Raw genomic sequence first — 23905 nt, 5'->3', positions numbered from 1 at the left:
TGTGGCAAATAACAAAGAAGCGAATAGAGTAGCAGCGAAAAGTCTTATTGAAAAAGGTAAAAAACAAGGATCTCTTACATTAGATGAAATAATGGGAGCCTTTTCAGATACAGAATTAGATAAAGATAAAGTTGAAAATCTTTATGAAACTTTAGGTAATTTAGGGATTGAGATATTAGAGGCTAAAACAGAAAAAGTTACAATTGATTTTTCAGCAGATGATGACGACTTAACTTTAGATATGGAAAACATAGATGATGATGTTGATGAAAAAATCAAAAAAGAAGATGACATCGAAATGGATAAACTAGATTTATCTCTTCCAAAGGGGATAAGTATAGATGATCCAGTAAGAATGTATTTAAAGGAAATAGGTAAAATTCCTTTGCTTAAACCTCATGAAGAAGTTGAACTAGCAAAAAGAATGCTAGAAGGAGACGAAATAGCTAAACAAAGATTAGTTGAAGCCAACTTAAGATTAGTTGTAAGTATAGCAAAAAGATATGTTGGTAGAGGTATGTTATTCCTAGACTTAATACAAGAAGGAAACCTTGGGCTAATAAAAGCTGTTGAAAAGTTTGACTATGTTAGAGGATTTAAATTCTCGACTTACGCAACATGGTGGATTAGACAAGCAATTACTCGTGCCATAGCAGACCAAGCAAGAACTATAAGAATACCAGTTCATATGGTAGAAACAATCAATAAATTAATAAGAGTTTCAAGACAATTATTACAAGAATTAGGAAGAGATCCTAAACCAGAAGAAATAGCTAAAGAAATGGAGATGTCTGAGGAAAAAGTTAGAGAAATAATGAAAATAGCTCAAGACCCAGTATCTTTAGAAACTCCAATAGGTGAAGAGGAAGATTCTCATTTAGGAGACTTTATACCAGATGAAGATGCTTTAGCTCCGGCAGAAGCAGCAGCATATTCTCTACTTAAAGATCAAATAGAAGATGTTCTAGGTTCATTAAATGAAAGAGAACAAAAAGTATTAAAATTAAGATTTGGTCTTGAAGATGGAAGAGCAAGAACTCTTGAAGAAGTTGGCAAAGAGTTTGATGTTACACGTGAAAGAATAAGACAGATAGAAGCAAAAGCTTTAAGAAAATTAAGACATCCAAGTAGATCAAAAAAACTTAGAGACTATTTAGATTAATATAGATAAATTAAAAATTCGCCAACTTTGGCGAATTTTTAATTATGCGGAAATAAAATTTTAAAAAGTTGTTAATACATATAATAAGACAATATAAAAAGTGAATATGAGAGGAAGAAATAAAGTGAAATTAACGAATAGATTATTAAAAATAGCATCTTTAGTAAGTGAAAAGAAAAAATTAGCTGATATAGGAACAGACCATGGATATATTCCTATATATCTTTTAAATGAAAATAAAATAGATTTTGCTATCTTAGCTGATATTAATAAAGGACCTTTAGAAAATGCAAGAAGTGAAGTGAAAAGAAATAAATTAGAAAATAAGGTAGACTTAAGACTCGGTTCTGGAATAGAAGTATTAAAAAAAGATGAAGTAGACGAAGTAATAATTGCAGGTATGGGAGGGATATTAATAGGTGAACTGCTTGAAGCTAATAAAGAAGTAGCTCATAGCGTAGAAAAGTTAATTTTACAACCTATGCAAGCTCAAGAAGAATTAAGACAATACTTATTAAACAATGGATATGAAATTTTAGATGAATGTTTAGAGAGAGAAGATTTTAGACTTTATGAAATAATAATAGCAAAATATACTGGCAAAAATACAATAGTTGAAGATAATATATATTATGAAGTAGGAAAAAAATTAATAGAAAAAAAAGATAAATTATTAACAGAATTTATTGATAATAAAATAAAAAAATACAATAATATCATAAATAAATTAGGTGATAAAGATACTGAGGCAGTTATATTTAAAAGAAATTTAGCCAAAGAAAGAATAGAAAAATTAAAAGAATTAATTTAACAAGGGGTTGAAAAAATGAAGTTAGATGATTTAATTAAAAAAATTGAAAATAAATATCCTCTTAATTTAGCTTATGACTGGGATAACGTAGGATTATTAGTAGGGGATTTTGATAGTGAAATAAAAGAAGTCTTAGTTTCACTTGAGGCAAATGAAAAGGTTATCGAAGAAGCTATAGAAAAAAATGTGGATTTAATAGTTACACATCACCCTTTTATTTTTAGAAAAATGAACAAAATTAACACAAAAGATTTGAAGGGAAGACTTATACATAAGTTAATAAAAAATGATATAGCGCTATATTCCATGCATACAAATTTTGATATAGCCTTTGATGGTCTTAATGATTATTTTATGAAAGTTATGGGGTTTGAAAATAGCAAAATACTTGACGTAACTGCTAGTGAAACTTTATACAAACTTGCAGTTTATACACCTATGACTCATGAAATAATAGTTAGAAAAGCTTTAGGAGAAAGTGGGGCAGGATATATAGGTAATTATAGCAGTTGCACTTTTAATTGTTCTGGAATAGGAACGTTTAGGCCAGAAGATAATTCGAAACCCTTCATAGGTGAAAAAGGTAAAATAGAAGAAGTAAAAGAAGTTAAAATTGAAACTATAGTTCCAGGTAGTATATTACAAAAGACCATATCAAAAATGATTAATGCTCATCCTTATGAGGAGGTAGCATATGATGTTTATAAATTAGAAAACAAAGGGAAAGCTGTAGGTCTTGGAAGATATTCTACTCTTAATAATGAAATAAACTTACAAGGTTTATGCGAAAAAATCAAATTAAAATTAAGTATGGATTATATAAGAGTTGTTGGAGAACTAAATACAAAAATAAAAAAGGTAGCAGTTGTAACTGGAGCAGGTTCTGATATGGTAGGACTAGCAAAATCTAAAAATTGTGATGTAATAATTACAGGAGATGTTAAATATCATGAAGCGCAAGATGCTTTGGACATGGGTATGTGCATAGTGGACTGTGGTCATTTTGATACAGAAGATATATTTAAGGATGCAATGAAAAGATTTTTAGATACTATTGAAAGTATTGAAACTATAAGCAGTGAAATAAATTTAAATCCATTTAAAATAATTTAATAAATAAAAAGATTATAAAATTAGTTGACAAAATTAAATAAATTACATACTATATTATTAATAATAAATTAAATCCTTTGATAAGGGAGAGTAGTCAAATTTAGGTTCAAAATAGAGAGTTGAGGGTGGTGGAATCTTGACAAGAAGAAATTTGATGAATGGGCCTTTGAGGAGTAAATCGAAATCTTTGTGAAAGTAGACTTTACCGTGGTTTGCACGTTATAGCAAATGAGGTATGATGGTACCAATATTGAGAGGTGTATTTATAATACACAAATTAGGTGGCAACGCGGAGTATAACTTCGTCCTATTTATTTAGGGCGGAGTTTTTTTATTGTCAAAAAATAAAGGTAGGTGAAAATCTTGGTATGAACTAAAACTCTTAAGAGGTTAAAAGAGGAATTAATTTATTTAAATATAATTAAAAAATATTTTGGAGGATATTATTATGAAAATGAATACAAGAAAATTAGTTTTAAATGCTGTACTTTTAGGAATTGGTTTAGTTTTACACCAGATAGAACCTGCTATATTTGGTGTAAAGCCTGATATGACTTTAATAATGTTATTTACAATAATGATTATAAATAAAGATGATTATAAAGCTTGTTTAATATGTGGTATAATCGCTGGTATATTTTCTGGAATGACAACTTCATTTCCTGGAGGTCAAGTACCTAATGTTATAGATAAGTTTCTTACTACAAATATAAGTTTTCTAGTTATGATGGCTATGTATAAGGTTCCTTTTATGAAAAAATTAGCTGATAAAAATCAAGATTTTATAGTTTCCAATGTATTAATGTCTTTAGGAACTGCAATAAGTGGATTCATATTTTTAACATCAGCTCAGATATTAGTAGGTCTTCCTGGAAATATGAATTTAAATATGTTATTTGCAGCAGTTGTACTTCCAGCTATAGGTATTAACTTAATAGTTGGTGTAATTGTGTTTAAAGTAATTCATGTTACAATGAAGAGGGTAAGTTTCCAAAGTTAGAAAAATAAATAAAAATTATCCCCTCTAGTTATATAGAGGGGATAGTAAATTTTAAACAATACAAATGAAATTAAATTTTTATCTTAGCCAAGTAGGATTTCCTGGAGCGAATACTCTAGCTCCAAATTTTCTTTTATATTCATCTAAGACTTCTTGTATGGCAGCTCCATTTTTTTTAAATGAACTATATTTTTTAACACTTTCAAGGTTTTGGCTAAAAGGACATACTGATATGCACATACCACAGTCAGTGCCTAAGTATCTCCACTTTTCATAACAAGTTTCTACGTCTACAGTCCAATTATAATTATTATCTTTATTAATTTTGTTTTCTCTAGATAAAGATTGGGTAGGACATGTAAGGGCGCATTTTTTACATACCTTACAAAAGTCTTCTAATCCAAAATCTATTTTGTCATCAATATCAAGGTTTAAATTAGTAGTTACTACTCCTAATTTAAACCTTGAACCATAATTTTTATTTGTAAGAATAGCATTTCTGCCTATCTGACCTAGTCCTGCATCCTCTGATATAAGAGCAGGCATAACAAGATAGTTTGCGTCAACATGATTTCTAGCTTCATACCCTAAACTTCTAATATAATATGAAATTATCATACCTATAACAGCAACATCAACATAACTTTTAGATGTTGCAATAACTTCAGAAATCATAGGAGCTCTATTAACCATGTCTAAATCCATTTCACAAGCAAATGCTATGGCAAATTTGTGGTCAAGATTAACTTCTTGTCCATAGTCTTCTTCAGATCTACCTCTATGTGTATAAATATGTTTTTTTTCTAACTTGGTTATTCCAACCATACAAGCACCGTATAAAGAAGCAATTCCTTTTATCTTTTTCGTAAATGTTTTACTATCTCCATCTATTTTTATAGGAGATACATCTCCTTCGCATAGATCTTTAATATCTCTTAAAAAAGCAAAGGCACTTCCTGCAATTGGTGAATTGAGTTTATTGTATGTAGTTGTACCTTCTTCTAATAGCTCTGGTCTAGTTCTAAAACTATCATCAATATCCTTTTTTTCTGGATTTTTAGCATAGTAGTCTTTATAAACTATACTATTTTTCTTATAATGAGCTCTTGCGAACATAGTATCCCTTTCATCAATTCTTTCCAATGAAATCATCCCCTTTTGATTTTATCTTATGTTACAGTAATTATTGTAGATTATTGAAATATAAAAGTCATTAGAAAAATAAATGGAAATATAAATTTTAACTTTTTATATAAATTAAAAACATTTTTAGTGTATTTTAGAAAAAAATGTAAAAGATATAAATAAGACCTTATTTATTTTTAGAAAGGAGATTAAAATGAAAAATCTAAAATATTTACTATTATGTTTAATAATGATAATGATGACAACACTAAGAATAGATGCAATAGAGAAAGAAAATAAATATATATTAGGTGGAAATTTAGTTGATGAATCTGTTGTAGGAGAAGATTTAGAGGTTGTTGATAGTAGAGAAGAAAATTACGATTTAGAAAGATTTTTTAGACCGTCTGATATGGCAATATTAAACGATGATAATCTTAATATTTTGAATGAATTTTATAATAAGAATCCATATAAAATGGATTTACCATCAAAGCCATTTAGATCAGGAAAGGATACGGTGGTAAACTACTTTAATGTACTTAGAGAAGCTGCAAATCCAACAGAAGACAATGAAACAGGGTGTGGATCATTAGGAGAAGTGAAGGGACCGTATCCAGTAGCGTATAATTTTTTATCAAAATCTTATCAAAAAGAATTACCATACAATGACTTTTTAGATTCTTTTAAAAATATACTTCATATTAATCTTATTAAAGTGAATAATGTTCCGGCAGATGAAGACAACCCAAATTTATTAAAATACTTTGTAGAGTTAGAAGTTATTGAAGGATCCAAAGAGGACAAAGGTTTATTTGCATATTACTATGGATATATATACCTAGATAAAGAAAATGATGGTTATAAAATAGTAAAAATGGATTATAGTAGTGAAAATTATTTATGTGCACCATATCATGGATGGGCATATGATGCTAAAACTTTTGTAGAAATAGAATATGGAAATTGGTGTTCATTGATTGATGGAGATGTAATTGTGAATGAAGATGGATATACAAAAAGAGCATACTATAAAGACAAAGATGATAATGAATATTATGTACTTTTTTATGAATTAACTAATGGAGTAGATAAAAAAATAGCTGATTACAAGAAAAATAAAGATAATCAATGGGAAGTCATTTACATTAATCCAGAAAAATGTATACAAAATAAAGAATCAGAAGAAAATAAACATTCACAATAAAATTATAGTAATTAATAATGTATGATAGAGATAAATAAAATATAACTACTAAAAATAAAATAAAATATTATTATTTATCAAAAATTATGAACAAAATTATATGTATATAAATACAATTATATTAAGGAAGTGGTAGTGGTAATATCTCAAACTAACACGTGAAACTCTTCAAAGGAGCTTTCCATGAACGTTAAAATTTAAGCTCATTCAAGAGTATAAAACAAATCCTTTCGGGTAGATAACAGTAAGGCCACTTCCTTAGCTAATTTTAATGAATACAAGCTAAACTAATTATTAGTTTAGCTTTTTTACATAGCAAGCTATCATAAATGCTCGTAGATATAACTTTTTTATAATAGAATAATAAACAATTAATATGTATATATAATTTAAATTATTTGATTGTTTTAATTTGTTGGATAAATAATATCTATAAAGAAAGGAATGAAAACTAATAAGAACTAATAAAGTTATGAAAAAGTTTTTTAAAATATATTTATTATCATGTATACTAATCTGTATTATTATAAACCAGTTTAATATTTTAATTCCATATTATATAGCAATTACATTTTCAAGTAGTGTATGTATATTTAGTTATATAATAAGTAAAATATGTTTAGATATAAGAGAAGACAGGGGATATAAAGATATTTCTATATCAATAGCATATATAGGGGTGCTTAATATATTGTATGTCATATATAGCATATATCATAAGAATAGCTTTGATTATAGAGTAAAATCTTTAGCTTTAATAATTTTATTGAGTGAAATTTTTATATTCTATTTAGTTATACATAAATATAAAACAAATTATAATATTAAGAAAATAGTAAACATTTTGATAGTAAGTACAATTGCTTTATACACTGTAGCAGTATATTGCATTAATATAAATGTTTTAGAAAGATTAATAAAAAATGTAGAACTATTTGTATTTATATTTTGCATAATAATACACTGCATAAATTTGTTTCATATAAAAAATATGAATAAATATTTAAATGTAAATACTATAGATGATTTAAAAATAATAATAATTAATAGATTAGGAAAAATACTAATATTTGCTACATCCGAAATTTTTAATCAGATGCAAATAAAGAATATATTATTTTTTATTATAATAATTTTAAATATAATATATAGTTATACTATTATGAAACTCTTAATGAGAGATATGATAAAAGAACCTAATGAAAATTTATATTATAACTTAGTTAATGAGAAAAATAAAAACGAAGAAATAGTAAAATATAAAACATGGGCTTACGAGTCATTAATGTTAATTCCTGTAGGGATAATATTATGTAAAAAAAATGAAATAATCTTTATTAATAAAAAAATGAAATCTTATCTAAATGTGAAAAATGAAAATAATATAATTGGATTTAATTATGAAGATTTAATAATTAGTAGAAGTAATAAAAAAAATGATAATAATTTTTCTAAAAATGATATAAGATTAAAATTTGAAGATAAAGAGTTCTTAGGTGAAGAAATTAATCTTCAAGGTAATGAAGAAGATTCCTTATTAAATATGATAATAATTCAGGATTTAAATACAGAAGTTCAAATAGAAAAATTAAAAAATATGCTTGAACAAAAAAGTTTAATAGAATTAGGTAGAAATGAAATGTTATCAAATCTATCGCATGAATTTAAAACACCTGTCAATGTGATTTATTCAACTGTTCAATTACTAGATTTGGATAAAACACAATATAACTATGAAAAGTCACATGAATATAATATGATAATAAAAAGAAATTGTGATAAATTAATTAGAATGATTAACAACTTTATAGATTCAACCCAATTTGAAACTAATACAATAAATTTAGATTTAAAAGTAATAAATATAGTAGCTTTAGTAGAAGATTTAACTATGTCTGTTTTAAATTTTGCTAAAAATAAGAATATTAAAGTTATCTTTGATACTGAGGAGGAAGAAATATATATTTTAGCTGATATAGATTTTATTGAAAGAATTGTACTTAATATTTTATCAAATGCAATAAAATATAATCGCAATAATGGGAATATATTTGTAAACATCAAGGATAAAGAGGAGAAAGTAATTATTAAAGTAACTGATACTGGAATTGGAATCCCAGAAGAAAAGTTAGACAAGCTATTTAATCGTTTTGAAAGATTTGACAATAACAATTTAGTACATGAAGAAGGAACAGGACTAGGATTAAATATAGTAAAACAAATGGTAGATGCGTTAAATGGAGAAATAAAAGCAATTAGTAAGATAAATCAAGGAACTACTATAAGTGTTATATTTGATAAGTATAATATAAATGAGGAGCAAATAATTGATACTTATGATGATATGTCAAGGAGAGTAACAATGGAATTATCTGATATATAATGCTAAATTATTGAAACTTACATATTAATTACAAATATTAATATTAAAATTGATAACTTTTTTACAGAAGAAATACAAATACTATTTATATATAATAACCTTTTAAGGAAGGAGATTTTAATATGAAAAGTATTGAATGTATTGAGCACTATAAACATGTAAACAGAAAGCTTGGAAAAGCCTTAATATTTGGTGCAGTAACTGCAGGAGTAGGTGCAGCAGCATATATTGGGTCAAGAAAGTTACTAGGAATAATTGAAGATAAAAGGTTGGCAAGATATTATGAAGATGAAATAGAAGAAATTTTTAAAGAAAAAGAAAAAATGCAGTTTTATGAAGATGAATTTATAAGACAAGAAGAGGAAGAACAAGAAGAGCTAGAAAAAGTAGTTGATGAGTTTAATTCTAAAAGGTTAAAAAGAGAAGAATGCCCTCGTTGCTCAGAAAATAAAGGAAGAATAAAGAACAAACGAAGAGAAAAAACTCAACCATACAAAACTACTAATGAGTATGATGGGTAATGATAAAAAATAAGCCATTTATTTGGCTTATTTTTTAAAATGTATTTTATAGAATATTTTTAATACTCAAAAAATATGTTATAATTAAGGTAGAATTTCTATATGAAATAATATGATTTTTTAACTTAAGAGTATATTAGGGGGATAATACAATGATGGCAAAAATTTATAATAGCAGAGACGAAATTGATACTTCTAAATTAAGAGCTTTTGCAGAAATCAATTTAACTAATTTTAAACATAATATAGATGTGATTTCAAACATGTTAGATGAAGATTGTGAAATAGTAGGAGTAGTAAAAGCTAATGCTTATGGACATGGTGCAGTAAAAGTGGCTAGTTATTTTGAAAGTATTGAGATAAAATATCTTGCAGTAGCGTGCATTAGCGAAGCAATAGAATTAAGAGAAGGAAATATTAAAGGTGAAATAATAGTTTTAGGATATACACCTGTTTGTCAAAAAGAAGAATTAATAAAATATAATTTAACTCAGACTTTAGTAAACAGTAAATATGCTAAAAGTTTAAGTGAATTACCAGGGACAGTTAAATGTCATGTAGCGCTTAATACTGGTATGAACAGAATAGGTGAGAATAGAGATAATTTAGAGGATATTAAGTCAATATTTAATTTGAAAAATATTGAAATTACAGGTATATTCTCTCACTTATGTAGAGCTGATAGTGAGGCAGAAGAAGACATATTATTTACAAGAAAACAAATTGAGAACTTTGATTATATAATTAATAAACTAAAAAATGAAAAGTTAAGTTTAGGAAAAATTCATTTACAAAATTCTTATGGTATAGCATCATATAGAGAAATACATAGAGACCTAGCTAGACCAGGTATTATATTATACGGCGTACCTTGCGATCCATGTGACACTATATTAAGTAAATTACCAGATAAGGAGCAACTAAAGCCAACAATGTCATTAAGATGTAGGGTGGCCATGGTAAAAGAAGTAGAAGCTGGTGAAAATATAGGTTATGGTAATAACTTTACTACATCAACTCCAATAAAAATAGCTACTATTACTATTGGATATGCAGACGGGTTTTCTAGAGCAGTATCTAAAAAAGATTTTAAAGTTTTAATAAATGGTCAATATGGAAGAATAGTAGGTAATGTTTGTATGGATCAAACAATGGTAGATGTGACTAATATTGATAATGTTAAAGAAGGAGATATTGTAACATTATTTGGGCAAGATGGAGAGTTTTACTTACCAGTAAATCAATTAAGTAGATTAAGTGGAACAATAACAAATGAAACATTAAGCTGTATAGGTAGTAGAGTGGAAAGAGTATATCATTATTAATTTGAATAGAATTAAAAAACTGTAGATTGTAATATCTACAGTTTTTTAGTATGTAAATTAATTTAACATTCTATAAATAAAATTAGTATGTTCATTTAAAATATTAATACCTATGAGTATTAATATTATACCACCTACAATCTGAGAATAGTTTTTAAATACTGGACCTAAAAGCTTACCAATCATAACGCCTAAAAAACATAAAATAAAAGTAATTATGCCTATGCTTAAACAAAGTGGTATAATATGTACATTTAAAAATGCAAAGCTAATTCCAACAGCAAGAGCATCTATACTAGTAGCAATGGATAAAATTATTAATTCCGTATTATCCAATTCATCATCACAAGTTACAGTTACTTCGGGGTTTTGGTTATCTTCATAGGCTTCAAATATCATTTTAAGACCTATAAAAGATAACAAAAATAAGGCAATCCAATGATCCACAGCTTTTATATATGATTGAAACCGAATACCTACAAACCATCCAATAAAGGGCATCAATCCTTGGAATAATCCAAAGAAAAAAGCAATTTTAAAAGATATAAAAGATGTGGCTTTTCTAAGAGTCATACCCTTTGTTACAGAAACAGCAAAGGCATCCATGGCTAAAGCAAATCCAGTTAATAATATTGTTAAAAGTCCCATAAATATGTCCTCCTTGGCAATAATCAAACCATTAATAATAATTCTTATTACTTACAATATATTTAAGATACACATTTATTATTCTTAAATAAAAATTGAAAATTATTATAAAATTATAAATAAATAGAGGAAGAATAAAAAAATGTAAATATATTCATAATATAAGTATAAAATAATTTTGAGGAAATATTAGGAAGGAAATATAAATGAATAAGTGGATTTGTCCAATATGTGGATATGTTATAGAAGATGAAAAACCAAGAGTCTGCCCTATTTGTGATGCACCATGTGAAGAATTTGAAGAAGTTGATATAAAAGAAGAACAGAAGATATTTGATTTCGGGGAAAATATAGGGATAGCAAAAGAAGCAGATGATAATATGATTTGTGATTTAAGGACTATTTTTTCTAGGGAATGTTTAGAAGTAGGTATGTATTTAGCTATGAGTAAAATTGCTACGAAAGAAGGATACATAAAAGTAGGAGAAATTTATAAAAAAATAGCTTACGAAGAAGCTGAGCATGCATCTATTTTAGCAGAGCTTCTAGGAGAAGTAGTTAAACCTTGGACAGAGGAAAATCTAAAATTAATTATAGAAGATGAATACGAAGCAATACAAAGTAAATTGAAATTAGCTAAAAAAGCCAAAGAACTTGGTTTAGATACTATTTATAATGCACTAAATGAAATGTGCAAAGATGAAGCTAAACATGGGAAAGAGTTTTTTAGTTTGTTAAATGAATATTTTGTAGAATTATGAAAATGGATGAACATATTTATATCTTTTGAATATAATACTTTTAAACAGTGAATAATGGCTATTATAATATAAGTGAAGCATTGATGAAATGATTAGAAATATAACAAAAAGTTATTGATTTTATTTGTAAATTAATTTATAATATTAAAAATATATAGAAAAATGCTATAAAAAAAAGAGTAAACTATATGTTGATTTATAGCGAGCAAAGGATGGTGGAAGCTTTGTATGATAATTTAGTTGAAGAACACTTTGGAGTGGTTAGCCGAAATTTATATTAAAGAGTAGACCTAAACGGAATCCTACAGTTATCAAGGAAGCGTGTCGAATATTTATTCTGTACGTAATTAAGGTGGACTAAAAATAGTCAACTAGGGTGGTACCGCGTAAATATCACGTCCCTATACTTTTGTATAGGGGCGTTTTTTAATGTATAAAAATAATAAAAGAAAGGATTGAATAAAATGGCACAGTTAAAAAGAGGATTTGTTAATGATGAGAAAGGAGAAGGACTGGAAAGAATATTTATAAATGAATTAAATGATTGCAAAAACCCAAAAGTGCTACTTAGAGGGTGGGTACACAAAATTACTGACTTATAAGCAAAGTAGTATTTATAAGGCTAAGAGATAAGTCAGGAATAATTCAGTTAGTTTGTGAAAAAGATCAAATTAAAAATTTGAGATTAGAAAACTCTATAGAAGTTGTTGGAAAAGTATGTAGTAATGAAAAAGCGCCTGGAAAAATAGAGGTATTAGCTGAAGATATTACGACTTTAGGCAATACGTACTATGATAGGCTTCCATTTGAAATTAATAGTTTTAAAAACAAAGCAGCTTTAGAAACTCAAATAGATCATAGAGCCATTTCTATTAGAAGACCTGAGATATGAGCAATATTTAAAGTACAAGGTGAAATAGAAACTGTTTTTAGAGATTATCTGAAAGAAAAAATTTTGAGCAAATTCACACAGCCAAAATTATTGATTCATCAACAGAAGGCGGATCTTGTAAATTACTTTGATAGAAGATCTTTTCTGGCACAATCACCTCAGTTTTATAAGCAAATGATGGTAGGAGCTGGTTTTGAAAGAGTTTTTGAAATAGGTCATGCCTATAGAGCTGAATTTCATAATACATGGAGACATTTAAATGAATATATTAGTTTAGATGTGGAAATGGGATTTATCAAAGATGAATTTGAATTAATGAACTTAGAAGAAGGTTTTATAAATTATTTATTCAATCATTTAAATAAAGTTTGTAAAAAGGAACTTGATATGTATAAAATAGACTTACCTAATGAAGTATTTATTCCAAGAATAACTTTACAAGAAACTCATGAAATATTGCTAAATAAATATAATAAGAAATCACCAATTGGAAATATAGATGCAGAAGGTGAAGTACTAATTTCTAAATATATTAAAGAAAAGTACAACTGTGACTTTGTATTTTTAACAAAATACCCTGTTAGTAAAATACCAATGTATACAATGCCAGATGATGAAAATAAAGAATTAACTAAGAGTTTTGATTTGATATATGATGGTTTGGAAATAACTACAGGTGGACAAAGAATTAATGATTATGAAATATTAAAAGTAAATATAATTAAATTTGGACTAAATCCAGATGATTTTGATTTCTATTTAGAAACATTTAAACATGGTATGCCACCGCATGGAGGATTTGCCATAGGACTAGAAAGACTTACTATGAAAATATTAAAACTTAAAAATATTAGAGAGGCGACTCTTATACCAAGGGATATGAAGAGACTAAGTCCATAAATAATTGATATATAAAAGAAAGGGTGAAGGAAATGGCAATTACTAAAGAGGATGTTAAATATATTGCAAAGCTGGCAAAACTTAAATTCAGTGAAGAAGAAGCTGAAGTATTTGCAGGAGAATTTGAAAATATTTTAGAACAATTTAAAACTTTAGATAAACTTAATCTTGAAGATGTTGAAACTGAAAGACCAAAAGTTGCAGTAGTTAGAAAAGACATATGCAAAAAATGTGATATGGAGGATTTATATAGAAATTCCAAAAATATGAGAGAAACTTCCATAGAAGTTCCTAAAATCATTGAGTAGGAGGATGCTTAAATGAAAGAATATAGAATAAAAGAATTAGTTAATAAAATACAAAATAAAGAAATTTCTTGTGAAGAAATACTGACTTATTATATTAAAAATATAAAAGGAAAAGAAGAAGATATAAATGCGTTCATATCCATTCAAGAAGATAAAGCTTTGAAAAAGGCTAAAGAATTAGATGAAAAAATTGATAAAGGAGAAAAAGTAGGAAAACTAGCAGGAGTTCCCATTGCAATAAAAGATAATCTTTGTATAAATGGAATAACTACAACTTGTGCATCTAAAATGCTAGAAGATTTTGTTCCTCCTTATGATGCAACAGTTATAAGAAAATTAGAAGAAGAAGATGCTATATTAATAGGAAAAACTAATTTAGATGAATTTGCTATGGGATCTTCAACAGAAAACTCTGCTTTTAAAATTACAAAGAATCCAATAGATATATCTAGAGTCCCAGGAGGATCTTCTGGAGGATCTGCAGCAGCAGTAGGAGCTAATATGGTTCCACTTGCTTTAGGTTCAGATACAGGTGGATCTATTAGACAGCCAGCCTCATTTTGTGGGATAGTTGGAATGAAGCCAACTTATGGATTAGTATCTAGATTTGGTTTAATTGCTTTTGGTTCATCTCTTGATCAAGTAGGACCATTTTCCATGACTGTTGAAGATAATGCCTATTTATTAAATATATTAGCAGGAGAAGATGATTTAGATGGAACTACAACTAAAAATCTTGCAAAAAAAGATTATACCTTAGGAATTGATTCTGGAATAAAAGGAATGAAAATAGGTATTCCTGTAGAGTTTATTGAAGAAGAGGGATTGAATGAAGAGATAAAAGAATCTATATTAAAGGATATAGAAATTCTAAGAGGGCTTGGCGCAGAAGTGGAAGAATTTTCTCTGCCTGCTACAAAAGATGGATTGGCTCCTTACTATATAATTTCTTCAGCTGAAGCTAGCTCTAATTTAGCTAGATTTGACTCTATAAGATATGGATATAGAGCTAAAGATTATAACTCTGTGGAAGACTTAGTTGAAAAAAGTAGAAGTGAAGGATTTGGAAAAGAAGTAAAAAGAAGAATCATGCTTGGTACTTATGCTCTATCTTCAGGATATTATGATGCTTATTATAATAAAGCACAAAAATTCAGAGCTAAATTAAAACAAGATTTTAAGGAAGCCTTCAAAAAATACGATATTATTATGGGACCAGTATCTCCTATACTTCCTTTTAAAATAGGAGAAAGATGCGAAGACCCTACAGCTATGTATTTAGCTGACATTTATACAATAAATATTAACTTAGCAACAGTTCCAGCACTATCTATGCCAGGAGGAAAAAGTAAAGAAGGTCTACCTATAGGACTTCAATTAATTGGAGACGTATTCACTGAAGATAAAATATACAAAGTTGCTTATGCACTCGAGAAAAGACTAAATCTTAGCTTTGAAAGAGAGGTGTAATTTATGTTACTTGAAACTGTTATAGGTCTAGAGATACATGCAGAACTAAAAACAAATACAAAAATATTTTGTTCCTGCTCTACTGAATTTGGAGCTAAACCAAATGAAAATACATGTCCAATATGCCTTGGAATACCAGGAACGCTACCAGTACTAAATGAAGAGGTTATTAATTTAGCAATAAAAGCTGGAAGAGCTGTAAATTGTAGCATAAATAATTATAATAAAATGGATAGAAAAAACTACTTTTATCCAGACTTAAGTAAAAACTATCAAACATCACAGTATGAACTACCAATGTGCGTAAATGGTAAGGTAGATTTTAATTACGAAGGAAAAGAAGTATCTGTTAGAATTAACAGAATACATATAGAAGAAGATGCAGGAAAACTTGTCCATTTAGAAGATGAACCAGTATCCCTTATAGATTACAATAGAGCGGGTGTACCTTTAGTAGAAATTGTTACTGAACCAGATTTAAGATCTCCAGGTGAAGCAGCAGAATTTATGAGAGAGTTAAAAGCAATACTTGAATATGCTGAAATATCAGATTGTCGTATGGATCAAGGATCTATAAGATGTGATGCAAATATATCTGTAAGACCTTATGGACAAGAAGAATACGGTACAAAAGTAGAAATAAAAAATATAAATTCTTTTAGAGAAGTTCAAAAGGCTTTGGAAAAAGAAGAAATAAGACAAAAAGAACTATACCAATATGGAGAAGAATATAAAATAAAACAAGAAACTAGAAGATGGGATGCAGGAAAGGGTAAAACCTTGACGATGCGTTCTAAAGGAGAAGCTCATGATTATAGATATTTCCCAGAACCAGACTTAACGCCTATAATAATACATGATAATAAAGTTGAAAGCTTAGAAAAATTATTACCTGAAATGCCAATAGAGAAAAGAGCTAGATTTGTACAAGAGTATGGATTAAGTGAAAAAGATGCTTCTATAATAATAGGAAGTAAGGCACTAGCAAAGTTTTATGAAGAAGTTGTAAATGAAGGAGCAAATCCTAAAACAGCTTCAAACTATATATTGGGAGATTTACTTCGTCTACTAAATGCTAATAATATGGAAGCGGATGATATAAAAATTTCACCTAAAAATTTAGTACAATTATTTAATATAATAGAAGAAGGTAAGATAAGTAATACGGCAGGAAAAGAAGTATTTAAAGAAATATTTAAAAGTGATAGACCTGTTTTAGACATTATTGAGGAAAAGGGATTATCTCAAATTAGCTGCTCACATGAAATAGAAAAATTTGTTGATGAAGTTTTAAATAATAATCCTAAATCAATAGAGGATTTTAAAGCAGGAAAAACTCAAGCAATAGGATTTTTAATGGGGCAAGTTATGAAAGCTTCAAAAGGAAAAGCAAATCCTCTAGTGGCAAAACAAATGATAGAAAAAAAACTTAAAAATATGTTAATTTACAATGATTTTTATTTATTCTAAAAATGATAAAGTATTATTTGTTAACAATAAAAGCAAAATGTAATAATATATATTAAAGAGACTTAGGTTTTTCTAAGTCTTTTTTAGTTGATATAACTATTTATTGGAAAATTTTCACACTGAAACATAAACTAATATATACTATTTATATATGTGAAATTTAAAAGAGGAGAAAATTAAAATATATATGAAAAAACCATATAAAAATTCTATTCAAAGGTTCATATTTTTCTTTTTAACTTTGGCAGTGCAAATATATATTATTATTTTAGTTATTCTACAGTGTAGAGAATATTTTTTATACTTTTATTTAATATCTCTGATAATTGGATGTATTTTAGTAATATATATATTAAATGGAAAAAGTAATCCCAGTTATAAAATTGCATGGATAGTACCAATATTAATTCTACCCATATTTGGAGGAACCTTTTATCTTATTTACGGAGGTAATAAACTAAGTAAAAGAGAAAAGAAAAAAATGAAAAATGAAAATATTAAAATGAAATCATCTTTAATCCAAAATTATGATATTTTTAAAAGGTTGGAAAAAGAAAGTGAGTATGCTAAAAATCAGTCTTTATATATATTGAATTATGCAAATTGTCCTATATATGAAAACTGTTATAATGAATATTTATCACCAGGAGAAGCTAAGTTTGAAAAATTAGTTGAAGAGCTAAAAAAGGCAAAACATTTTATATTTCTAGAGTATTTTATTATTGAAGAAGGTATAATGTGGAATACGATTTTAGATATTTTAAAGCAAAAAGTTAAAGAAGGAGTAGATGTTAGAGTAATTTATGATGATGTTGGATGTGTAATGAAGTTACCATATAAATATGCAGAAGAATTACAAAAATATGGGATAGAATGTAGAGTGTTTAATCCATTTGTGCCTTTATTTACGAATAGATTAAATAATAGAGATCATAGGAAAATAACAGTAATAGATGGTTATGTAGGTTTCATGGGCGGAATTAATTTAGCTGATGAATATATTAATACTTATGAGAAATATGGGCACTGGAAAGATGCTGCCATATTAATTAAGGGAGATGCAGTCTTTAATTTAACAGTTATGTTTTTAAGTATGTGGGACTTTATAAATAATACGGATGATGATTATTTAAAATATAAGCCTGAAAATTATACAAATGAAAAATATATAGGCAGAGGGTATATTCAGCCTTTTGATGATAGTCCATTAGTAAATGAACCTATTGGAGAGACCGTATATTTAAATTTAATAAATAAGGCGAAAAACTATGTATATATAAATACTCCTTATTTAATAATAGACAATGAAATGGCAACAGCTTTGAAAATAGCAGCAAAATCAGGTGTAGATGTAAGAATAGTCACACCACATATTCCTGATAAATGGTTTGTTCATGCGGTTACAAAATCTTATTATCATTCATTTATAAAAGATGGTATAAAAATTTATGAATATACACCAGGTTTTATGCATTCTAAAACTTTTGTAGTTGATGATGAATATGCAGTAGTAGGAAGCATTAACTTAGATTTTAGAAGTTTATATCTTCATTTTGAATGTGGAGCATGGTTGTATAATACCGATAGTGTATTAAAAGTAAGAGATGATTTTATTGAAACATTAGAACTTTGTCAAATAATAAATTTAAAAGAGTGTGAAAATATAAAATGGCCTATTAAATTTGGTAGACTAATACTTCGATTATTTTCACCGTTAATGTAGTTAAAGATCTTCCTTAATGTTCATATAAGGAAGATCTTTTTTTTATGATCACAAATCATTCAAACGGAACAACGGATGTATCTGTAGAGAAGGGAAGATATATCTTTGACACATGAGCGAAGCAAATTTTTTATTAATCAATAAGAATGTGTTAATGGATTTAAATATATGCAATAATAAAGGATAAAAACAAGAAATATAGAATTTTATAGGAATATATAAAGAATATTTTTAAAATTTCTAGGGGGATGAAAATGATAGATAATAATATTTTGAGACAATTAATGAGGAAGGTAAATAAATCTTTTTATGTATATGATGAAGAAGAGATTTTAAAATCTATTAATATTTTAAAAGATAAATTTAAAGAATTTGAAATTTTATATTCAGTTAAAACTAATCCAAATAAAAATATATTGAATCTGATGAGTAAGAATAATATAGGTGCTGATGCTGCATCTGCTGAAGAGGTGCAAATGTCAAGTACAGCAAATATTAATAAAGACAATATAATTTATTCTGCACCAGGAAAAAGAAGAAAAGATATTGAAAAATCTATTGATAAATGCATAATAACAGCTGATAGTTATAATGAATTAAGTTTATTAAATGAAATAGGGAAAGATAGAAATATTCACTTGGAAGTTGGGTTAAGAATTAATGCTAATTATAATATATTTGGTGGTGACCCAATAAGTAGTAAGTATGGTGTAGATGAAGAAACATTGTTAGAAAATAAAAACTTTATAGATAGTTTAAGTAATATTAAAATCGTTGGAGTTCATGTACACCTTCAGTCACAAATTTTAGACTATGAGATAATATACAATTATTATGAATATGTATTGAAGCTTGCTTTATTCTGTAAAGAAGAGATGAACTTTAATCTTAAGTTTATTAATTTTGGTGGAGGGCTGGGAATATCATATGGAGACTCTTATAAAAATTTAGACATTGATAAACTGAGCACAATGTCTAATAAGTTAATTGAAATATATAAAGAAAAGTTAAATGCTAGATTTATTATAGAAATTGGAAGATTTTTAGTTTGTAAAAGTGGAACTTACGTTACACCTATAATTGATATTAAAGAATCAAGAGGTACAAAATATCTCATCGTACAAAATGGATATAATGGTTTTTTTAAACCTACAATTAGTGAACTTATTTTGTTTTATACTAATAAAAAAGATAATCTAAAAATGATGGAACCACTTTTTACTTCTTATGATTCTTATACAATAAGTTTAATAAAAAGGGAAAATGAAGAAGAAAATCACAAAGAAGTGGTTACTATAGGTGGAAATTTATGTACAGCTGTTGATATTTTAGCTAAAGATATACTTATTGCTAAGGCTGAAATTAATGATTTGATTTTCATAAATAATGCTGGAAGTTATGCTTATTCTCTTACACCGCTTTTATTTAGTAGTCAAGAAAAGCCTGTAGAAATCTATTTTATAAGTGAGTATGAATATTTAATAGACTAATTACATAAATTTACATTATATGATTTCTTATAATTATTTACAACAATCCTAGACAATTTTCGTGAAAAAGTGTATTATTTTATTTATGTATGTAATAGACTTGGAGGTAAATTGATGATTGAAGAAATACAAAATATGAATCTTAAAAATATGACCATGGAAACTATGGCTACCAAAATGCTAGATTGGGCACTAAGTAGCGGAGTAAAGCTAATAATAGGTACAATTTTAATAATAATAGGATTTAAGATAATAAATAGATTATCAAAAAGATTTGTAACTTTTGCAGAAAAAAGAAATATAGATATGACATTAGTTAGATTTACAAGGTCATTTATAAGTATATCTTTAAAAGGCTTATTAGTGCTTGTAATTGCAGGTGCATATTGGGAGCTAAAGTTATCAGGATTAGCAGCTATAGTTGCTTCAGCTGGGGTTGCCATAGGTCTTGCACTTCAAGGTAGTTTATCAAACTTTGCTGGAGGATTTATAATTTTACTTCTTAGACCATTTAAGGTTGGAGATTATATTCAGGCAGCTGAATTTGAAGGAGCAGTTGAACAAATTGGTGTATTTTATACAACTTTAACTACAGTAGATAACAAAGTGGTACTAATACCAAATGGAACTTTATCAAATGGAAGTTTAATAAATTATTCTACAAAAGAAACTAGAAGAGTTGATTTAACATTTTCAGCAGGATATGAATGTGATATTTTAAAAGTTAGAAGTGTACTAAAAGAAATAGTATCTAAAAATAAATTAATTCTTGATTATCCAGAGCCATTTGTTGGATTGTTTGAACAAGCTCCTAGTTCTTTAAAATTTGCTGTAAGAGTTTGGGTAAATACACCGGATTATTGGACTGTATATTATGATTTATTAGAACAAGTTAAAATTAGATTTGATGAGGAAAAGATTTCAATACCATATCCTCAAATGGATTTACACGTAAAACAAGTTCTAAAATAGAAAGGATTGCTTTTAGCAATCTTTTTTTATTCTATAAATTTAAAAAAATTAATAACAAAATAGTAAGAAAAAATTAAGAAAATAGGGTATAAAAGTGCAAATTGTTAAGAAAAAATGAAAATTTATTCATAATAGATTTAAACAAAACTTATTATGGTATAATTATTTTAAATCATAAAAAAGGAGATATTTATGGAATATATTCAAAACATATATAATATAGTAAATGATTATTGGTTATTGTCTATTATTGTTGGATTGACAAGTGTATTTGTAGAAAGTTTTCTACCTATACTACCGCTAGTTGCAATTGTTACTGCTAACGCGGCCTTATTTGGTATGTTTCAAGGGTTAATAATATCATGGATTGGTTCTACAGCTGGAACTATATGTCTATTTTTAATAGTAAAGAAAATTAGTAATAAAAAATTTATTAAATTATTAAAAAATGAAAAAGTAGAAAAAGCAATTGATTGGGTAGAAGAAAAAGGGTTTAAGCTATTATTTTTTGCTTATGCTTGTCCATTTTTACCAGCTTGTGTGGTTACAATATCTCAGGGATTAGCAAAAAGGCATACTACAGACTTTATATCTGCAGTAGTAGCAGGAAAATTAGTTATGTTTTTTATAGTTAGTTATATAGGAAAGGATATTGTTGGTTTTATAACAAATCCTTTGAAAGTATTAACTTTAATTTTAATAACTTTTTTTGCTTGGAAAATAGGAAATAAACTAAATAAGGATTTAGATAATTTTGAAAATAAAAGAATGCATGAAGAATAGGCGTAAAGTCTATTCTTCATTTTTTATTAACCACTTAAATTTTATTTAGCTCCCATTATACCATCTACTAAAGTATCAATATTGCAATTTAAAAAATAATCATTTATATCCATACTACTTAAGGTAGTTTTAATACTAATTTCATTATGCTTTACATTTTTCAATAAATCTTCTATATAAGTAACATCCTTTTTACCAAAAAAATCTCCAAAGAATTTTATCTCATTAATTAGTCCTTTTTCAACATTTAAACTTAATTCTATATTACCTCCGGGATACTTAATTTCGTTATTAAGAGCATATTTAGGAGAATGACCGAAGTTCCACTGCCAAGTATTATATTTTTCGTCAACTAATATATTTATTTCATTTACATCCTGTTTACTTAATTCGTAAGAGTGATTATTTTTATCCTTACTATTTATAAAGTTCATTAAATAATCCTTAAATTCTAAAACAGTCATATTTTTTTCTAAGTGATTACTTATATTAGTAACACGAGATTTAACAGATTTTACACTTTTTCCTTGAAACTTAGATGGCTTTACTTTTAAAGCACTGGATAAATCATTTATTTGAGATGAGAATAATAGTGTACCATGGTGCATTACCTTATTTTTATAATTATACTGGGCATTGCCTGAAAACTTTTGATTATCAATAAGTAAATCATTTCTTCCTGAAAACTCAGCATATATATTTAAATTTTCTAGAGCGTCTATTATTGGCATAGTAAATCGCTTAAAGTCGCTAAAACTATTATCATTGCAAGAAATAAATGTAAAGTTTATATTCCCTAAATCATGAAAAACAGCTCCGCCACCGGATTGTCGCCTTACGACTTTTATTTTATTTTCTTTCACATATTCATAGTTAATTTCAGATAATGTATTTTGATTTTTACCTACGATTATAGCACTCTCATTTCTCCATAGCATAAATATGTCTTCAGTAGTATTTTTTAAAAAATATTCTTCCATAGCCAAGTTAAAGTAAGCATTTGTACTAGTATTATTGATTAACAACATAGTCTATTCCTCCGTATATTTTGTAATCAGATATTTTACTAATATTCAACAAGATGTGAGAATTTCCTTTAATAAATATTAAAAATTAAAGAATTTGTCGCAATTTTTATAATCATAGAGAATGAAAAATGAAGGAATTACTTCAAAAAAAAAGAAGATAGTAGTAATCAACATATAGGGGGGATAAGATGAAAAAGATAATTTCTATTATTATTTGCTTAATTTTTTGTAGCTTAGTAGGATGTAAAAATGTTGATACTGAAAAGACTATAGATACTTTTAATGAGGAAAAGCTTAAAATATATTCAGAAAAAGACTCACAAAAAGTAAAAGAACTATTAAAATCATATGGAGAATCGAAAAATTTAACAGTTGAAAAAGCAAAAAAAAATAATATTATAGTTATAGAAAATGAACAAATAGTAGCAAATGAAGAGATATGGAATGATTTTTATAATAATAGCAAAAAGAAAAAAGAAGATAGCATATTAATTGTTCAATATACTGAACAGGATGATCCAATACTAACTTATTTATCTTGCAAAGACAATAAATTCTTTATGATTGAAGATGACTCTAGAGATCAATATAGGGATAGTAAAGATGAAGATTATTTTGAATATAGTTTTAAATATTTAAAATTATTTCAAGAAAACAATAAAACCTATGTATATTTATTAGATGATAAAAAAATAACTTTAGATGAACTTAATTACTCTTTATTGAGTTCAAATATATCAGATTGGATATCTTATGGGTTTGTATTTTATTATATAAATTCATAGATGATTATAATAAAGTAAATATAATTTT

Annotated in this window: 23 protein-coding genes and 2 other annotated features; of the genes, 20 read left to right on the top strand and 3 right to left on the bottom strand. The window is 26.8% G+C overall.

Annotation, left to right across the window (positions count from 1 at the left end):
- Position 1: 1 nt before the first annotated feature.
- The 4 genes from rpoD to K0039_RS02335 all read left to right on the top strand — a co-directional run bounded on the left by rpoD (position 2) and on the right by K0039_RS02335 (position 4086).
- On the top strand, positions 2–1162 hold the full coding sequence (gene rpoD / locus K0039_RS02350; RefSeq protein WP_228103447.1) for an RNA polymerase sigma factor RpoD: 1161 nt from the start codon (positions 2–4) through the stop codon (positions 1160–1162).
- A gap of 124 nt (positions 1163–1286) precedes the next feature.
- Positions 1287–1973 carry a tRNA (adenine(22)-N(1))-methyltransferase gene (locus tag K0039_RS02345; RefSeq protein WP_228103446.1) on the top strand — a complete coding sequence of 229 codons (687 nt, stop codon included), beginning with the start codon at positions 1287–1289 and terminating at the stop codon, positions 1971–1973.
- A gap of 15 nt (positions 1974–1988) precedes the next feature.
- Positions 1989–3086 (top strand): Nif3-like dinuclear metal center hexameric protein, encoded by a 1098-nt coding sequence (locus tag K0039_RS02340; protein ID WP_228103445.1) that lies wholly within the window; start codon positions 1989–1991, stop codon positions 3084–3086.
- Between the two features lie 68 nt (positions 3087–3154).
- Positions 3155–3399 (top strand) — a binding site (T-box leader).
- 135 nt (positions 3400–3534) lie between these two features.
- Positions 3535–4086 carry a tryptophan transporter gene (locus tag K0039_RS02335; protein WP_228103444.1) on the top strand — a complete coding sequence of 184 codons (552 nt, stop codon included), beginning with the start codon at positions 3535–3537 and terminating at the stop codon, positions 4084–4086.
- A 78-nt stretch (positions 4087–4164) separates the two neighbouring features.
- Here K0039_RS02335 and K0039_RS02330 read toward each other — a convergent pair whose 3' ends face one another.
- The gene (locus K0039_RS02330) at positions 4165–5238 is read right to left on the bottom strand and encodes a 4Fe-4S dicluster domain-containing protein (protein ID WP_228103443.1); all 1074 of its coding nucleotides are present in this window, start codon (positions 5236–5238) and stop codon (positions 4165–4167) included.
- Between the two features lie 187 nt (positions 5239–5425).
- Here K0039_RS02330 and K0039_RS02325 point away from each other — a divergent pair, with 187 nt between their 5' ends.
- The 4 genes from K0039_RS02325 to vanT all read left to right on the top strand — a co-directional run bounded on the left by K0039_RS02325 (position 5426) and on the right by vanT (position 10647).
- Positions 5426–6418: a hypothetical protein gene (locus K0039_RS02325; RefSeq protein WP_228103442.1), complete on the top strand. Its 993-nt coding sequence runs from the start codon at positions 5426–5428 to the stop codon at positions 6416–6418.
- Positions 6419–7409: 991 nt separating this feature from the next.
- On the top strand, positions 7410–8801 hold the full coding sequence (locus tag K0039_RS02320) for a sensor histidine kinase (RefSeq protein ID WP_228103441.1): 1392 nt from the start codon (positions 7410–7412) through the stop codon (positions 8799–8801).
- A gap of 122 nt (positions 8802–8923) precedes the next feature.
- Complete coding sequence (locus K0039_RS02315) at positions 8924–9322, top strand: hypothetical protein (RefSeq protein ID WP_228103440.1); 399 nt, start codon at positions 8924–8926, stop codon at positions 9320–9322.
- Between the two features lie 152 nt (positions 9323–9474).
- On the top strand, positions 9475–10647 hold the full coding sequence (vanT, locus tag K0039_RS02310; protein ID WP_228103439.1) for a serine racemase VanT catalytic subunit: 1173 nt from the start codon (positions 9475–9477) through the stop codon (positions 10645–10647).
- A 57-nt stretch (positions 10648–10704) separates the two neighbouring features.
- Here the strand turns inward: vanT and K0039_RS02305 are convergent, their stop codons facing one another.
- Positions 10705–11295, bottom strand: coding sequence for a manganese efflux pump MntP (locus tag K0039_RS02305; protein ID WP_228103438.1), 591 nt, complete (start codon positions 11293–11295; stop codon positions 10705–10707).
- Positions 11296–11501: 206 nt separating this feature from the next.
- Here K0039_RS02305 and K0039_RS02300 point away from each other — a divergent pair, with 206 nt between their 5' ends.
- The 11 genes from K0039_RS02300 to K0039_RS02250 all read left to right on the top strand — a co-directional run bounded on the left by K0039_RS02300 (position 11502) and on the right by K0039_RS02250 (position 22064).
- Complete coding sequence (locus K0039_RS02300) at positions 11502–12056, top strand: ferritin family protein (protein WP_228103437.1); 555 nt, start codon at positions 11502–11504, stop codon at positions 12054–12056.
- A 158-nt stretch (positions 12057–12214) separates the two neighbouring features.
- Positions 12215–12462: a binding site (T-box leader), on the top strand.
- 58 nt (positions 12463–12520) lie between these two features.
- On the top strand, positions 12521–12658 hold the full coding sequence (locus tag K0039_RS02295) for a hypothetical protein (protein WP_228103436.1): 138 nt from the start codon (positions 12521–12523) through the stop codon (positions 12656–12658).
- A complete protein-coding gene (locus K0039_RS02290) occupies positions 12655–12948 on the top strand; it encodes an OB-fold nucleic acid binding domain-containing protein (RefSeq protein WP_228104174.1) in 294 nt (97 codons plus the stop codon). Before K0039_RS02295 ends, K0039_RS02290 begins: the two co-directional genes overlap by 4 nt.
- Before the next feature lie 3 nt (positions 12949–12951).
- Positions 12952–13848 (top strand): aspartate--tRNA(Asn) ligase, encoded by an 897-nt coding sequence (gene aspS, locus K0039_RS02285; protein ID WP_228104173.1) that lies wholly within the window; start codon positions 12952–12954, stop codon positions 13846–13848.
- 32 nt (positions 13849–13880) lie between these two features.
- The gene (gene gatC / locus K0039_RS02280) at positions 13881–14156 is read left to right on the top strand and encodes an Asp-tRNA(Asn)/Glu-tRNA(Gln) amidotransferase subunit GatC (RefSeq protein WP_228103435.1); all 276 of its coding nucleotides are present in this window, start codon (positions 13881–13883) and stop codon (positions 14154–14156) included.
- Between the two features lie 12 nt (positions 14157–14168).
- Positions 14169–15626 (top strand): Asp-tRNA(Asn)/Glu-tRNA(Gln) amidotransferase subunit GatA, encoded by a 1458-nt coding sequence (gatA, locus tag K0039_RS02275; RefSeq protein WP_228103434.1) that lies wholly within the window; start codon positions 14169–14171, stop codon positions 15624–15626.
- 3 nt (positions 15627–15629) lie between these two features.
- Entirely contained in the window at positions 15630–17096 is a 1467-nt protein-coding gene (gene gatB / locus K0039_RS02270) for an Asp-tRNA(Asn)/Glu-tRNA(Gln) amidotransferase subunit GatB (RefSeq protein ID WP_228103433.1), read from the top strand.
- 187 nt (positions 17097–17283) lie between these two features.
- The gene (cls, locus tag K0039_RS02265) at positions 17284–18819 is read left to right on the top strand and encodes a cardiolipin synthase (RefSeq protein WP_228103432.1); all 1536 of its coding nucleotides are present in this window, start codon (positions 17284–17286) and stop codon (positions 18817–18819) included.
- A 254-nt stretch (positions 18820–19073) separates the two neighbouring features.
- Complete coding sequence (locus K0039_RS02260) at positions 19074–20309, top strand: diaminopimelate decarboxylase family protein (RefSeq protein ID WP_228103431.1); 1236 nt, start codon at positions 19074–19076, stop codon at positions 20307–20309.
- A gap of 114 nt (positions 20310–20423) precedes the next feature.
- The gene (locus K0039_RS02255; RefSeq protein ID WP_331476654.1) at positions 20424–21281 is read left to right on the top strand and encodes a mechanosensitive ion channel family protein; all 858 of its coding nucleotides are present in this window, start codon (positions 20424–20426) and stop codon (positions 21279–21281) included.
- 192 nt (positions 21282–21473) lie between these two features.
- The gene (locus K0039_RS02250) at positions 21474–22064 is read left to right on the top strand and encodes a TVP38/TMEM64 family protein (RefSeq protein WP_228103430.1); all 591 of its coding nucleotides are present in this window, start codon (positions 21474–21476) and stop codon (positions 22062–22064) included.
- 41 nt (positions 22065–22105) lie between these two features.
- Here K0039_RS02250 and lplA read toward each other — a convergent pair whose 3' ends face one another.
- A complete protein-coding gene (gene lplA / locus K0039_RS02245) occupies positions 22106–23092 on the bottom strand; it encodes a lipoate--protein ligase (RefSeq protein ID WP_228103429.1) in 987 nt (328 codons plus the stop codon).
- A gap of 188 nt (positions 23093–23280) precedes the next feature.
- Here lplA and K0039_RS02240 point away from each other — a divergent pair, with 188 nt between their 5' ends.
- Complete coding sequence (locus K0039_RS02240; RefSeq protein ID WP_228103428.1) at positions 23281–23877, top strand: DUF4362 domain-containing protein; 597 nt, start codon at positions 23281–23283, stop codon at positions 23875–23877.
- Positions 23878–23905 lie beyond the last annotated feature (28 nt).

The organism is Terrisporobacter mayombei (genome assembly GCF_020748465.1).
GTDB lineage: Bacteria > Bacillota > Clostridia > Peptostreptococcales > Peptostreptococcaceae > Terrisporobacter > Terrisporobacter mayombei.
Note: the sequence above shows the minus strand (reverse complement) of the source record. Positions and strands in the feature narration are given on the sequence as shown.

Bases quoted from the DNA above. Each gene is read 5' to 3' on its own strand.
- K0039_RS02335 (WP_228103444.1), top strand. From the start codon at position 3,535: ATGAAAATGAATACAAGAAAATTAGTTTTAAATGCTGTACTTTTAGGA.
- K0039_RS02330 (WP_228103443.1), bottom strand. From the start codon at position 5,238: ATGATTTCATTGGAAAGAATTGATGAAAGGGATACTATGTTCGCAAGA.
- K0039_RS02255 (WP_331476654.1), top strand. From the start codon at position 20,424: ATGATTGAAGAAATACAAAATATGAATCTTAAAAATATGACCATGGAA.
- K0039_RS02325 (WP_228103442.1), top strand. From the start codon at position 5,426: ATGAAAAATCTAAAATATTTACTATTATGTTTAATAATGATAATGATG.
- gatC (WP_228103435.1), top strand. From the start codon at position 13,881: ATGGCAATTACTAAAGAGGATGTTAAATATATTGCAAAGCTGGCAAAA.
- K0039_RS02295 (WP_228103436.1), top strand. From the start codon at position 12,521: ATGGCACAGTTAAAAAGAGGATTTGTTAATGATGAGAAAGGAGAAGGA.
- K0039_RS02305 (WP_228103438.1), bottom strand. From the start codon at position 11,295: ATGGGACTTTTAACAATATTATTAACTGGATTTGCTTTAGCCATGGAT.
- gatB (WP_228103433.1), top strand. From the start codon at position 15,630: ATGTTACTTGAAACTGTTATAGGTCTAGAGATACATGCAGAACTAAAA.
- K0039_RS02240 (WP_228103428.1), top strand. From the start codon at position 23,281: ATGAAAAAGATAATTTCTATTATTATTTGCTTAATTTTTTGTAGCTTA.
- K0039_RS02320 (WP_228103441.1), top strand. From the start codon at position 7,410: ATGAATAAATATTTAAATGTAAATACTATAGATGATTTAAAAATAATA.
- K0039_RS02250 (WP_228103430.1), top strand. From the start codon at position 21,474: ATGGAATATATTCAAAACATATATAATATAGTAAATGATTATTGGTTA.
- gatA (WP_228103434.1), top strand. From the start codon at position 14,169: ATGAAAGAATATAGAATAAAAGAATTAGTTAATAAAATACAAAATAAA.
- K0039_RS02300 (WP_228103437.1), top strand. From the start codon at position 11,502: ATGAATAAGTGGATTTGTCCAATATGTGGATATGTTATAGAAGATGAA.
- K0039_RS02340 (WP_228103445.1), top strand. From the start codon at position 1,989: ATGAAGTTAGATGATTTAATTAAAAAAATTGAAAATAAATATCCTCTT.
- lplA (WP_228103429.1), bottom strand. From the start codon at position 23,092: ATGTTGTTAATCAATAATACTAGTACAAATGCTTACTTTAACTTGGCT.
- K0039_RS02260 (WP_228103431.1), top strand. From the start codon at position 19,074: ATGATAGATAATAATATTTTGAGACAATTAATGAGGAAGGTAAATAAA.
- vanT (WP_228103439.1), top strand. From the start codon at position 9,475: ATGATGGCAAAAATTTATAATAGCAGAGACGAAATTGATACTTCTAAA.
- cls (WP_228103432.1), top strand. From the start codon at position 17,284: ATGAAAAAACCATATAAAAATTCTATTCAAAGGTTCATATTTTTCTTT.
- K0039_RS02315 (WP_228103440.1), top strand. From the start codon at position 8,924: ATGAAAAGTATTGAATGTATTGAGCACTATAAACATGTAAACAGAAAG.